Consider the following 12,648-nt stretch of genomic DNA (forward strand, 5'->3'; position numbering starts at 1 on the left):
TCCTACACCTGCCCGCCCCGGGGGAAACTTCCCCTGGCCGCGACGAGTGGCTAGGCTTGGCCGAAACGACCGAACTTGAGCCGCGCCGGCGGGTCAACCGTCGAGACGGGGCCGCGCCGCGGCCGGATTGCGGAGGAAGGAAACCAGGCATGCGATTCATGGATCTTCGGGGCCTGCGCCTGGGCCCCTGGCAACTGCTGAAACTGACCGTCAAGGAATTCCTCGACGACGAGATGCCCACCTACGCGGCGGCGCTGGCCTACCAGGGGCTGTTCTCGCTGTTCCCGTTCCTGCTGTTCCTCATCGCCCTGCTGGGCTTCCTGCACCTGCCGGAATTCTTCGACTGGCTGCGCGAGCAGGCCGCCTACGTGCTGCCGGGCCAGGCCCTGGAGCAGGTCAACCCGATCATCGACCAGCTGCAGCAGCGCCAGGGCGGGCTGCTCTCGGTGGGGATCGTGGTCGCGCTCTGGTCGTCCTCGGCGGCGGTGCGCTCGTTGATGAATGCGCTCAACGCCGCCTACGACGTGCGCGAGATGCGCCCGGTGTGGAAGCGCGTGCCGCTGTCGCTGTTCTACACCCTGGGCCTGGCGGTGATGCTGATGCTGGTGGCCGCGCTGATGATCCTCGGGCCGCAGGTGATGGGCTGGATCGCCGAGCGGATCGGCCTGCAGGATTACGTGGTGGTGCTCTGGTCGCTGCTGCGCTGGCCGGTGGTGATCCTGCTGATGATGATGGCGGTGGCGGTGATCTACTACGCCACCCCCAACGTGAAGCAGAAGTTCCGCTTCATCACCCCCGGCTCGGTGCTGGCGGTGGTGGCCTGGGTGGCGGCGTCCCTGGCCTTCGGCTTCTACGTGAAGAACTTCGCCGACTACAACGCCATGTACGGCAGCGTCGGCGCCATCATCGTGCTGCTGCTGTACTTCTACATCTCCGCCGCGGTGCTGCTGCTGGGCGCCGAGCTCAACGCGGTGATCGAACACCACCTGCCCCACGGCAAGAACCCCGGCGAGCGCACCTTCGAGCAGGCCGAGGCGCGCAGCCCCGAGGAGGGCTGAGGCTCACTGCGCCGGCTGCTGGCTCAGCAACTGCTCGACGATCTGCCCGGCGCGCTCGAAGTTCGGGTAGCCGCTCTTGGCCACGTCCAGCTCGGCGTAGGCCTTGCGGTATTCCTCGGCCTTCAGCGCGTCGGCATCCTGGCCGAGCATGGGCTGGCTGTAGACGCGGTAGAGCAGGGCGATGGCATAGGGCTGGCCGGCCTTGGCGGCGCGCTCCAGCAGGGGCAGGGCCTGGTCCGCCGGGGCCCGCTGGCGGATCTTCAGCAGCGCCTCGTAGAAGGCCACCTCGCCGCGCTGGTCGGCAGCGCGGGCATGCGCCAGCAGGTCGTTGGCGCGGGCGTAGTTGCCCGGGTCGGCCGAGGCGATCAGCAGCTTCGCCTCGAGCATGTCGTTGCGGTACAGCTGGCGCTGCTCCTCGGCGTCATGGCTGGCGCAGCCGGCCAGGTACAGCGGCAGGCCGATGACGGCCAGGCAGGAGAACGGGTGGCGCATGCCCATGAAGGTCCCTCGATGGCGAACGGGCGCGGAGCCGACGATTTTGCCGTTTCCGCGTGGGCAAGCATAGACGGGCGATGCGGCGTTCTGTAGCCGGGGGATCGGCGCCGGGTGCCAGCGAAGCTGCAACTGCCCGGGCATGGCGCCGAAGTGTTCCTCGTAGAATGGGTTGAGCCTGGGCGAACCCCATGCGGCCATGGCGATGGGTATCGCTTCGCTCCACCCATCCTACGTTGGTGTTTCGCGAGCAACTATCCCCTCCGCACCCTTCCCATGTAGGAGCGCGCCCTGCGCGCGAAATCGCGGGCAGGGCCCGCTCCTACAGGTTGCTGTGAGGCATGGCATTTCCCCCGGAGCGGACTCCGTCCGCGATCCACGCTCAGATGCCGAAGGCGCTTGCGCCTTCGTCGCCGTCGAAGCCCCGTTCCAGCTTGATCTTCAGGCTCAGGTCGGTGCGCGAGTCGGCGAATTTCAGGGCGTCGGCGATGCTGATGCGGCCGGCTTCGAGCAGTTGGTACAGGCTCTGGTCGAAGCTCTGCATGCCTTGCTCCAGGGCGCGTTCGATGGCGCCGCGCAGTTCCGGCAGCTCGTCGCGCTGGATCAGCCCGCGGATGTGCGGGGTGCCCAGCACCAGTTCCACCGCCACCACGCGGCGCTGGGTGGTGCCCGGCACCAGGCGCTGGCCGACCAGCGCCAGGAGGTTCTGCGACAGGTCGGCCAGCACCTGCGGGCGGGCCTCGTCGGGGAAGAAGCGGGCGATGCGCTCGATGGCGTGGCGGGCGCTGGTGCCGTGCAGGGTGGCCACGCACAGGTGGCCGGTCTCGGCGTAGTGCAGGGCGTGCTGCATGGTGGCGGCGTCGCGGATCTCGCCGAGCATGATCACGTCCGGCGCCTCGCGCAGCACGTTGCGCAGGGCATCCTCGAAGCTGTGGGTGTCCAGGCCCACCTCGCGCTGGTCGATGATCGAGCGCTGGTGGCTGTGCAGGAACTCGATGGGGTCCTCGATGCAGACGATGTGCCCCGAGCGGTGGCGGTTGCGGAAGTCGAGCATCGAGGCCAGGGTGGTGGACTTGCCGGAACCGGCCGCGCCCACCACCAGGATCAGCCCGCGGTCCTGCACCGCCAGCTTCTCCAGGATGGTCGGCAGGCCGAGGCTGGCGGCGTCGGGGATGACCTGCCTGATCAGCCGCACCACCATGGCCACCTCGCCGCGCTGCAGGTAGACGTTGACGCGGAAGCGCCCGCTGCCGGGCACGGCCACCGCCAGGTTCATTTCCAGGTCGCGCTCGAAGTCGGCGATCTGCTGCGGCGACATCAACTGGTAGGCCAGCAGCTTGACCTCGCCGGCGCGCAGGCGGCGTTCGCCGACCGGGCGGCTGACGCCCTCGACCTTGATGTGCGGCGCCGCGCCAACGCTGAAGAACATGTCGGAACCGGCGTGCTGCGCCAGCAGGTGCAACTGGCTGAAGACGTCGGGCAGGGCGCTGTCGCTGGCATCGCTCATGGGGAATCCTCGCAAGGGCGGGCACCCGGGGTGGCCCGGGCGCATGTTCTCAGCCTAGCCGGCCTGGCGGACGGTGGCCTGTGGTGGCGCGCAGCCTAGCCGGAGGGCGGCGGGCGCATGTTGATCTGCGTCGTTGCGCCGCCCGAAGCATGCCATGGGGAAGGCTGGCGAGGGCAGGGGATGGCGGTACGCGATGCCGCCTTATGTTGGGCATTTGCCCACAGCCAGAACGGCGTTTTCCCCGCATCTATCAGAACCGGCCGGCTGATCTCGGTGGCAATCCCTTAATGCTTTCCCTTGGGTGCCCGATGGCGGCCGGATACGACGCCGAACTCCCCCATCCAGGTGGCCGGTATCCCCCGTTTTTGAGCGGCGCCCGCTTCCGGGAGCTTCACATACTTTCAAGGCTGGGCGCCCGCGGCACGGGCCGCCCGGCCCCCGCAGGCGCATGACAGGACTCGCCCCGGCCGGCTGGCCGGGCCTACGGCAGGATACGGCCCCCCTGTAGACCTCCCCGGGCCCGCGAGCGCAGCCCTTCCCGCCGACCACCAGCCCCTGCCCGCCACCGGCCCGCGCCGGCTGCCGGGCGCCCCTGGAGAACGTATGGGAGCAGCAACCATGAATACGTTGGCCGATGGCCGCTTCGCCCCGATCGTCGACATCAGCGATTCGCTCACCCGCCAACGCCTGCTCGACGCCCTGCTCGGCGCCGCGCCCAGCGATGCACGCCTGGTGCTGGTCTGCGCACCGGCAGGCTTCGGCAAGACCACCCTGCTGGCCCAGGCCGAGCGCCTGCTGGCCGGGCGCGGCGAGCGCACCTTCTGGGTGAACTGCAGCGACAGCGACTACCAGCCGGAGCTCTTTCTCGACAGCCTGCTGCAGGGCCTGCGCGAGGGCATAGCGGAGCCGGCGGGGGACAGCGGCCTGGGCGCGCTGCTCGGGCTGCTGGAGGCCTGCCCGCTGAACTGCAACCTGTTCCTCGACCAGGTCGAGCTGGCCCTGAGCCCCGAGGTCGAGCGTCTGCTGGAGCAACTGGCCCGGCGCCTGCCGTCCGGCTGCCGGCTGTTGCTGGGCAGCCGCCGGCAACCGCTGCTGCCGATCACCCAGCTGCAGCTGGCCGGCCTGTTGCGGGTGGTGGAGGCCGACAGCCTGCGCTTCACCGGGGAGGAGTCGCAGCAACTGCTCGGCGCCCTGCTGGGCGAGGCGCGCGCCCGCTACTGGGCGGACTACACCGAGGGCTGGCCCTTCGCCCTGCAGCTGCTGCGCCTGCGCTGCCAGGGCAGCCCCGCCGGCGAAGGGCCGCCGGAAACCGACCAGTACGCCTCGCTGGGCGGCATCTTCGACTACCTTGCCGAGGAGGTGTTCGCCAGCTGGCCGAGCGAGCTGGGCGAGTTCCTCCTGGACTGCAGCGTGCTCGACAGTGTGGACGTGCCGAGCGCCAACTTCCTGCGCGGGCGCGACGACGCCGAGCGCTGGCTGCGCGAGGCGGCGCGCCTGGTGCCCATCGTGGTGCCCGAGCAGCCGCTGCGGGTGCGCCTGCACCCGCTGCTGCGCGAATTCCTCCTCGGCCGCCTGGAAAGCCGCGAGCCGGAGCGCTTCGCCTGGCTGCAGGGGCGCGCCGCGGAATTCCACGCCCGGCGCCAGCAGGTGTTCCGCGCCGTCGAGCACGCCGCCCAGGGCGGCCTCTACTTCCAGGCGGTGTCCATCATCCTCGGCGCCGGCGCGGTGCGCCTGCTGGTCTGCGAGGGGGCGGTGCGCACCCGGGCGCTGCTCGAACTGCTGCCCCTGACCCTGGTGCGCCGGGAGCCGCGCCTGCGCCTGATGCTCATCTGCCTGCACATGCTCAGCGGCGAGACGCTGCAGGACAGCCTCGACCTGTCGCGGCTGGAGGCGGCGTTCGGCGGCGAGGCGGCCTCGCCGGAAGACGCCGAGACGCGCACCGACCTGCTCTACGTGCGGGCGATGATGGTCATCGGCAACGTGCAGCGGGCCGGCGACGGCGCCGTCCGCGAAGTGGTGCGGCGGGCCATGGTCGACGCCCGCGCGCGCTTCTTCGAGGACCCGCGCTACCTGTGCCTGGTGCTGCCGAGCGAGATCATGCTGCTGCTGCGCTACGGGAACGTCGACGAGGCGCGCCTGCGCCTGGAGGAGTTCATCGCCATCAACCGCAGCGAGGGCTTTCGCGAGAACCAGCCCTGGTCGCTGGTCTACCGCGCCCTGAGCGACAGCGCCCAGGCGCGCTACGACGACGTGCTGCAGACGGTGACCGGCCTGCTGGCCAACGACGGGCCGCTGGCAGCGCCCCAGGCGAGCCTGCTGTTCCACATGGTCCACGCGCTGCTCGGCCACGTCCACTACGTGCGCGGCGACCTGGAGCAGGCGCGGCAGGCGTTCTCCCATTGCGCCTCGCGCCAGGGCGCCTCCCTGGCCGAGGTCTGGGAGCGGGGCCTGATAGGCGCGGCGCGGGCGGCCTTCTTCCTCGGCGACAGCGCCCAGGCCCTGGCCAGCCTGGAGGCGGCGCGTTCCGGGCACACCCTCGAATACCCGCTGCGCCGCGCGGTGGGCGCGACCCTGGTGGAGCTGCGCCTGCGCCAGCGCGAGGTGGAGGCGGGTCTGGCGCTGGCGATGGAGATCAACCTGGCGCGGCTCTGGCAGGAGGTGCTGGACGGGCGGCCGCTGTTCTGGGCGGAACTGGTCGCCATCGCACAGGCCCACTACTGGCTGCTGGCCGCCCAGGGCCAGATGGCCGGCGCGCTGGCGGCGGCGGAAGCCTTCGAGCGCCTGGCCCGCGAGCGGCAGAACCGCTTCGGCGTCGGCCAGGCGCTGGTGCTCAAGGCCCACGCGCTGCTGGCCGGCGAACTGCCCGGCACGCCCATGGCGGTGCTCGACGAAGCGCTGGAGCTGTTCGGCGAGGGGCTGGCGGTGCAGAGCTTCATCGAGGCCGGCGCCGAGGTGGTCACCCACCTGCGCGAGATGTCGCGGCGCCAGGGCCGCGCCGAGGTGCCGCTGATCACGCGCTGCATCGAACTGTGGGAAAGGCACTTCCGCGCGCGCCTGGATGCCCAGGCCCTGTTCACCCGGCGTGAGCTGGATGCGTTGATGGGCCTGGCCGGCGGCCGCACCACCAAGGTCATCGCCCGCGAACTGGGGATTTCCCCGGAGACGGTCAAGCAGCACCTGAAGTCGGTCTACGCCAAGCTGGGCGTGCACCGGCGCCGGGAAGCGCTGGCCGTGGCGCGGCGCCGGGCCATCCTGCCCTGAGCCGGGGCGCCGCCCCGGCCAACCGGAACGGCAAGCGGCACGCCGCCTCGACGCCCTTGCGGCGCAGCGGCCGCCTGCCTGCGGGTTCCGCCCGCCCATTCCCGTCCGCACCCCGCTGACGGCCGTCGCCGGCCTCCCCCGATTTATCCACCCCCTTCCCTCATCCCGGGCCGGTCCGCGCCGGCGCGCCTTCGCATACTGCGAGCGGCAGGCAGCGGCGCCACCGCGCCGCGAAGCCTGCCCATGACAACGACAATACGCGGCCCGCGAGGCCGCCAGCTCCGCCATGCCGCGGGCCGCCACGGTTCCGCCGGCAGGGCGCAGGAGGCGTGCAATGAACCTTCGAAGAACGACCGCAGTACTCCTCGGCCAGGCGGCGCTGCCGCTGGCCTGCGCCCACGCCGCCGAGGGGGCCAGCTACGGCGGGCCGGTGGGCGGTACCGACCTGGGGGCGGCGCTGCTGCCGGCCACTTCCGGGCTGTATGGCGGCCTGGTGCTCGGCTACGCCAGCGGCGACCGCTTCCATGGCGACGACGGCGGCCGCGACCCGGCGCTGGAGGGCAGCATGACGGCCCAGGTGGCCGCGCTGGGCCTGCTCTACGTCTACCCCGGGCAGTTCCTCGGCGGCACCCTGGCCTCCAGCCTGCAGGGCAGCGTCAACGGCGGGCGCATGGAGATCAACGGCGAGGCCGAGCACTACCAGGGCTTCGGCGACCTCTACGCGGACCTGCTGATGTGGAGCCGCTACCTGGGCGACGCCGCCCCGGGCCAGCGGCCCACCGGGGCGACGCTCAAGCTGGCGTACTCGATGGTGTTCCCCAGCGGCCGCTACAACACCTCGGACCTCTACACCTCCGGGCGCAACGTCTACTTCTTCGTGCCCAACGCCGCGCTCACCTACCTGGGCGGGCCGAACGCCCTGGGCGAAGGCCTGGAGCTGAGCCTGCACGCCTTCGTCAACGTCGCTTCCCGGAACCGGGCCACCGACTACAGCAGCGGCACCGTGGCCAACCTCAACTTCGCCGTCGGCCAGCGCATCGGCCGCTGGCAGCTGGGCCTGGCCGGCTACCACGCGCGCCAGCTTGACGACGACCGCCAGCACGGCGCCCGCGTCGAGCCGGACGGCCGGCGCTACCGCGCCACCGCGCTGGGGCCGGTATTGGCCTACGACCTGCCGCGCGGCGCCGGCTCGCTGAAGTTCAAGGCGCTGGCGCCGGTGAGCACACGCAATTCGCTGGCGGCCAATACCGCCTATGTCGTCTGGTCGCGTTCGCTCTGAGGAGAGGTCCATGGTCCGCAAGAATACCCCCCTGCTGCGCATCGGCATCGACGTCGGCGGCACCAACACCGACGCCGTGCTGATGTGCGGCCGCGAAGTGCTCTGCGCCTTGAAGCGCCCCACCACCGAGGCGGTCGGCGACGGCGTGGCGGCGGCGGTCGCCGAACTGCTGCGCGAGGCGGCGGTGGAGCCGGCGGCGGTGGCCGCGGTGATGCTGGGGACCACCCAACTGCTCAATGCCTTCCTCGAACGCCGGCAGCTGGCGCGGGTCGCGGTGGTGCGCCTGGCCCTGCCCCGTGGCGACGGCGTGCCGCCGCTGCTGGGCTGGCCGCCGGAGCTGTGCGAGGCCATCGACGGGCAGGCCCACCTGGCCGACGGCGGCGCGCTGTTCAACGGCCAGACCTACAGCGAGCTGGACGTTCGCCAGCTCGGGCGCATCGCGGCAATGATCCGCCAGCGCGGCGCCGAGGCGCTGGTGCTGTCCTCGACCTTCGCCCCGCTGCGCCCGGACATCGAGCAGGACGCGGCGGCGGTGCTGCGCAAGGCCCTGGGCGACGACCTGCACCTGACGCTGTCCGCGGACGTCGGCGGCATCGGCCTGCTGGAGCGGGAGAACGCGGCCATCGTCAACGCCAGCCTGCAGCCGCTGGCTAGGCGGGTGGTCGGCGACCTGCAGCGGGCCTTCCGCCGCCTGCGGCTGGATGCGCCGCTGTTCATCAGCCAGAACGACGGCACCCTGATCACCCCGCAAGCGGCCACGCGCTTCCCCATCCTCACCTGCGCCGCGGGGCCGACCAACAGCCTGCGCGGCGCGGCCTTCCTCAGCGGCCTCGAGAACGCCCTGGTGCTGGACATCGGCGGCACCACCAGCGACATCGGCGCCCTGGTCGACGGCTTCCCGCGGCAGACCGCCGGCCCCCTGGAGCTGGGCGGGGTGCGCTGCAACCTGCGCATGCCCGACACCCTGTCCGTCGCCCTCGGCGGCGGCACCCGGGTGCACCTGGCCGATGGCCGGCCGACGCTCGGCCCCGAATCCCTGGGCTTGCACCTGCCCCAGCGGGCCCTGGTGTTCGGTGGCGACGCGCTGTGCGCGACCGATATCGCCGTGGCTGCCCACGGCCTGCAGGGCATCGGCGACCCGCGGCACCTCGCCGGCCTCGCACCGGCCCTGGTGGAGCAGGCCATGGCCGCCATCCGCGGGACCCTGGAACAGGCCCTGGAACGCATGCGCACCAGCAGCGTGCCGCTGCCGGTGGTGCTGGTGGGCGGCGGCAGCATCCTCCTGCCGATGCAGCTGCAGGGCACTCCCCAGGTGCTGCGCCCGGCCCGGGCGGACGTGGCCAACGCCATAGGCGCGGCCATCGCCCAGGTCAGCGGGCGCGTCGACCGCCTGTTCCAGATGCACCCGGGCAACCGCGAAAGCGTGCTGCGGCAGGCCCGCCAGGAGGCCATCGACGCCGCCGTGCAGGCCGGCGCCGAGCCCGCCAGCGTCGACGTGGTGGAACTGAACGAGCTGCCCATGACCCACCTGCGCGCCGGCGCTACCCGCGTGCAGGTCCGCGCCGTCGGCGACCTGGCCCTGGCCGCCGCCCACTGAAACCCGAAGAGGTCCAGACCATGCCTTGCTTCGATATCCTTTCCAGCCAGGACCTGGCGCGCGGCGCCGTGCTGCTGGGCACCGGCGGCGGGGGCGACCCCCATGTCGGCGAGCTGTTCCTGCGCCGCCAGCTGCAACGGGGCCTGCAGCCGCGCCTGCTGCCGCTGGCCGAACTCGCCGACGAGGCCTTCGTGGTCAGCGTCGCCGGGATAGGCGCGCCCACCGTGCTGGTCGAGCACCTGCTCAGCGAGACCGCGCTGAAACACCTGCTGCGCCAGGCCGAGGCGCTCTACGGGCGGCCCATAGACGCGCTGGTCTGCGCCGAGGTCGGTGGCGCCAACGCCATGCTGCCGCTGGCCGCCGCGGCCCTGAGCGGCCTGCCGCTGGTGGACGCCGACGGCATCGGCCGGGCCTTCCCGCACATCGACATGACCACCTTCGGCATCCACGGCTGCAGCGCCTCGCCGGCGCTGTTCAGCGACGACCTGGGCAACCTGGCGCACCTGAGCGCCGCCGACAACCCGAGCCTGGAACGCATGGTCCGGGCCCTGGTCGGGAGCCTGGGCGGCAGCCTGTACGGCGTGCTCTATCCGCTGGACGGGGCCCGGGTGAAGCGCTTCGCGGTGCCGGGCAGCGTGACCCAGGCCCTGCGCATCGGCCGCCATATCCGCGAGGCGCGCGCCGGCAGCGCCGACCCGGTGGCCGAGCTGGTGCGCTTCCTCGATGGCCTGGAGCCGGGGCGCCGCGCCCGCGAGCTGTTCGACGGCAAGGTCGCCGACGTGCGCCACGAGACCCGCGACGGCTTCCACTGGGGCCAGGTGCTGCTGGAACCGGCCAGCGGCAGCGGCGAACCGGTGGCCATCGACATCCAGAACGAGTTCCTCCGCGCCCGCCAGGGCGAGCGTGTGCTGGCGGTGGTGCCCGACCTGCTGTGCCTGCTGGACAGCGAGAGCGCCGAGCCGCTGACCGCCGAGAACCTGCGCTACGGCATGCGCGTGCGCCTGCTGGCCTACGCCGCGCCGCCGTGCCTGCTCAGCGAGGCGGCGCTGGCGGTGGTGGGCCCGGAACGCTTCGGCCTGGAGGCGCCGTGGCGCTCCTTCCTGGCCGATGAGCAGGGGAGGGCGCAAGCATGAACGAGCTACCCCCCGCGCGGCCCGATGGCGACCACGCCACCCGCGCCCTGCCGCCCGGCGAAGGCCTGGGTGCCTGGCGCATCGGGCTGATCCTGATGGGCGCGCTGATCGCCCTGCCGTGCTTCGTCACCGGCGCCGAGCTGGCCCACGCCCTGGGCCGCCAGCAGGCGCTACTGGCCTGCCTGGGCGGCGGCGCGGTGCTCCTGCTGCTGGCGCTGCCCGCGGCCTATGCCGGGGCGCGCTCGCGGCTGAGCACCTACATGCTGATCCTCGATGCCTTCGGCTCCCTCGGCGGGCGTTGCGTCAACCTGGTGCTGTCGCTGGCGCTGCTGGGCTGGTTCGGCGTGGTCGCCGGCCTGTTCGGCCAGGCCATGGCGGCGGTCGCGCCGGCCTTCCTGGCAGGCGTGCCGGCGCTGGGCTGGAGCCTGGCCGGCTGCCTGCTGATGCTGGTCACCAACCTGGTCGGCTTCCGCGCCCTGGACGGGCTGTCGCAACTGGCCACGCCGCTGAAGCTGGGCCTGCTGCTGTGGGCCTGCTGGGTGGCGCTGGAGGGCCACGGCGTGCCGCCCGCGGGCGGCGGCGCCGGGGACTATTCGGTGCTGCAGGGCATGTCGCTGGTGGTGGGCGGCGTGGTCATCGGCTGCATCCTGCTGCCGGACATCTGCCGCCACGCGCTATCGCCCGGCCGCGCGCTGCTGGCCGTGTTCTGCGCCTTCGGCCTGGGCTTCCCGCTGGTGCTGGCGCTGGCCGGGCTGCCCAGCCTGGCCACCGGGGAGCGGCAACTGGTGGCGATCATGCTCGCCCTCGGCCTGGGCCTGCCGGCGATGCTGATCATCCTGCTCTCGGCCTGGTCGACCAACGCCTACAACCTCTACGCGGCTACCCTGGTGTGCGCCAGCGTGGCGCCCCATGTGCAGCGCCGGCGCCTGGCGCTGTTCACCGGGGTGCTCGGCGCGGCGCTGGGGCTGGCCGGCCTGGGCGACGCCCTGCAGCATTACCTGGCGCTGCTGGCCGTGGCCCTGCCGCCGGTGGGCGGGGTCTACCTGTGCAACTACTACCTGAACCTGCGGGGCGCCGTGCGCAAGCCGCGCCGGTGGCGGCTGGAAGCCTTCGGCGCCTGGGCCTGCGGGGTGCTGGCGGCGACATTGCAGGCGGTCTGGCCGTTCACCCTGACCTGGGTACCGGCGCTGGATTCGCTGCTGGTGGCGGCTGCCTGTTATCTGCTGCTGCGGGGTGTCGCTGCGCGCCGCGAGGGGCAGGAAGGGCGGGGGACGCTGCGCCCCGACGGGGCAGGGTAGGCAAGGCGCCGGGCGCGGTTGTAAGGGGGCGCGCCCGGCGTGGGGGGATCAGTCTTCGCGGCTGGTGACTTCCACCAGGTGGTAGCCGAACTGGGTCTTCACCGGGCCCTGCACCTGGTTCAGCGGCGCGCTGAACACCACCTGGTCGAATTCGCGGACCATCTGGCCCGGGCGGAACGAGCCCAGGTCGCCGCCGCTGCGGCCGGACGGGCAGGTGGAGTGCTCGCGGGCCAGGGCGGCGAAGTCGGCGCCACCCTCGATGGCGGCCTTGAGTTCATTGCACTTGTCTTCGCTGGAAACCAGGATGTGACGGGCGGAAGCGCGGGCCATGATGTTGCTCCTCAAAGGCAGGGAAAGGGACGCAGAGACTAGCGCATTTGCCGGCGGGGTGCGGAGGGTTTCCGTCGGAGCGCCCTCACCCCAACCCTCTCCCGCAAGCGGGAGAGGGGGCCGTTCGTGCCACCGGGGCGTCCGGCGTGGCCGGTGAATCCAATCGCGGACGGAGTCCGCTCCTACGACCGTGCTTCCTGGAACCGTAGGAGCGGACTCTGTCCGCGATTTGGCGGATAACGCCGTAGGCGTTATGCGCCCTACGGGGAGCCCGGGAGCTTCGTGATTCCGCTTCACGCCGAACGGTCCCCTCTCCCGCTTGCGGGGGAGGGTTAGGGAGGGGGACGGAGTCAGGGTTCGCGAGCAAGCTCGCTCCTACGAAGAGCCAAAGCGGCTCTTGATTTTGGATTTCCAGAGAAACCTCCGCGCGCACCGGAACGCCCCTTCAGAAGGCCGAGCGAAACCCGCGCTCAGGAGGTCATGCGACATGGATGTCGCGAGAGCCCCGATCAGCACAGGGACGTGCTGTCGGGGCGGGCCTCCGTGGCGGGGGAGTTCGTGAGGGTAGCCCGGCTCCATCGGGCCCGTATGTCGGGGCATGTAGAGGACAAGCACATGGGTAACAAATGAGTTCAGTCACATGGGTGACACTCGCATCGTCAGGTATCGATCATTTCGCTCGTGTTCGTCCAG

General features: G+C 71.8%; 9 protein-coding genes. 6 read left to right on the forward strand and 3 right to left on the reverse strand.

The genetic code is table 11. The annotated features are described in order from the left end of the window. The first annotated feature begins 149 nt into the window (after positions 1–149). Complete coding sequence (locus tag CHC02_RS24550) at positions 150–1,058, forward strand: YihY/virulence factor BrkB family protein (protein WP_089394018.1); 909 nt, start codon at positions 150–152, stop codon at positions 1,056–1,058. Positions 1,059–1,061: 3 nt separating this feature from the next. Here the strand turns inward: CHC02_RS24550 and CHC02_RS24555 are convergent, their stop codons facing one another. Together CHC02_RS24555 and CHC02_RS24560 are read right to left on the reverse strand one after the other, a co-directional pair. Next, positions 1,062–1,556, reverse strand: a complete 495-nt coding sequence (locus tag CHC02_RS24555) for a hypothetical protein (protein WP_089394019.1) — start codon at positions 1,554–1,556, stop codon at positions 1,062–1,064. A gap of 376 nt (positions 1,557–1,932) precedes the next feature. Then, positions 1,933–3,057, reverse strand: coding sequence for a PilT/PilU family type 4a pilus ATPase (locus tag CHC02_RS24560; protein WP_089394020.1), 1,125 nt, complete (start codon positions 3,055–3,057; stop codon positions 1,933–1,935). Positions 3,058–3,675: 618 nt separating this feature from the next. On the opposite strand from CHC02_RS24560, the gene CHC02_RS30795 reads away from it, so the two are divergent. The 5 genes from CHC02_RS30795 to CHC02_RS24585 all read left to right on the forward strand — a co-directional run bounded on the left by CHC02_RS30795 (position 3,676) and on the right by CHC02_RS24585 (position 11,625). Continuing rightward, the gene (locus CHC02_RS30795) at positions 3,676–6,318 is read left to right on the forward strand and encodes a winged helix-turn-helix domain-containing protein (protein WP_139210233.1); all 2,643 of its coding nucleotides are present in this window, start codon (positions 3,676–3,678) and stop codon (positions 6,316–6,318) included. Between the two features lie 334 nt (positions 6,319–6,652). Then, positions 6,653–7,597, forward strand: a complete 945-nt coding sequence (locus CHC02_RS24570; RefSeq protein ID WP_167364839.1) for a SphA family protein — start codon at positions 6,653–6,655, stop codon at positions 7,595–7,597. A gap of 10 nt (positions 7,598–7,607) precedes the next feature. Beyond that, positions 7,608–9,194, forward strand: coding sequence for a hydantoinase/oxoprolinase N-terminal domain-containing protein (locus CHC02_RS24575; protein ID WP_089394023.1), 1,587 nt, complete (start codon positions 7,608–7,610; stop codon positions 9,192–9,194). Positions 9,195–9,214: 20 nt separating this feature from the next. After that, positions 9,215–10,327 carry an S-methyl thiohydantoin desulfurase family protein gene (locus CHC02_RS24580; RefSeq protein ID WP_089394024.1) on the forward strand — a complete coding sequence of 371 codons (1,113 nt, stop codon included), beginning with the start codon at positions 9,215–9,217 and terminating at the stop codon, positions 10,325–10,327. Beyond that, entirely contained in the window at positions 10,324–11,625 is a 1,302-nt protein-coding gene (locus CHC02_RS24585; RefSeq protein WP_089394025.1) for an SLC5/6 family protein, read from the forward strand. Before CHC02_RS24580 ends, CHC02_RS24585 begins: the two co-directional genes overlap by 4 nt. 48 nt (positions 11,626–11,673) lie before the next feature. Here CHC02_RS24585 and CHC02_RS24590 read toward each other — a convergent pair whose 3' ends face one another. Then, on the reverse strand, positions 11,674–11,955 hold the full coding sequence (locus CHC02_RS24590; protein ID WP_089394026.1) for a peptidylprolyl isomerase: 282 nt from the start codon (positions 11,953–11,955) through the stop codon (positions 11,674–11,676). Positions 11,956–12,648: the final 693 nt, after the last annotated feature.

The sequence above is a fragment of the Pseudomonas delhiensis genome (assembly GCF_900187975.1).
Lineage (GTDB): Bacteria > Pseudomonadota > Gammaproteobacteria > Pseudomonadales > Pseudomonadaceae > Pseudomonas > Pseudomonas delhiensis.

What these genes read in the sequence shown, in the direction of transcription:
- CHC02_RS24550 (WP_089394018.1), top strand. Translation starts at nt 150, where the DNA reads ATGCGATTCATGGATCTTCGGGGCCTGCGCCTGGGCCCCTGGCAACTG.
- CHC02_RS24555 (WP_089394019.1), bottom strand. Translation starts at nt 1,556, where the DNA reads ATGGGCATGCGCCACCCGTTCTCCTGCCTGGCCGTCATCGGCCTGCCG.
- CHC02_RS24560 (WP_089394020.1), bottom strand. Translation starts at nt 3,057, where the DNA reads ATGAGCGATGCCAGCGACAGCGCCCTGCCCGACGTCTTCAGCCAGTTG.
- CHC02_RS30795 (WP_139210233.1), top strand. Translation starts at nt 3,676, where the DNA reads ATGAATACGTTGGCCGATGGCCGCTTCGCCCCGATCGTCGACATCAGC.
- CHC02_RS24570 (WP_167364839.1), top strand. Translation starts at nt 6,653, where the DNA reads ATGAACCTTCGAAGAACGACCGCAGTACTCCTCGGCCAGGCGGCGCTG.
- CHC02_RS24575 (WP_089394023.1), top strand. Translation starts at nt 7,608, where the DNA reads ATGGTCCGCAAGAATACCCCCCTGCTGCGCATCGGCATCGACGTCGGC.
- CHC02_RS24580 (WP_089394024.1), top strand. Translation starts at nt 9,215, where the DNA reads ATGCCTTGCTTCGATATCCTTTCCAGCCAGGACCTGGCGCGCGGCGCC.
- CHC02_RS24585 (WP_089394025.1), top strand. Translation starts at nt 10,324, where the DNA reads ATGAACGAGCTACCCCCCGCGCGGCCCGATGGCGACCACGCCACCCGC.
- CHC02_RS24590 (WP_089394026.1), bottom strand. Translation starts at nt 11,955, where the DNA reads ATGGCCCGCGCTTCCGCCCGTCACATCCTGGTTTCCAGCGAAGACAAG.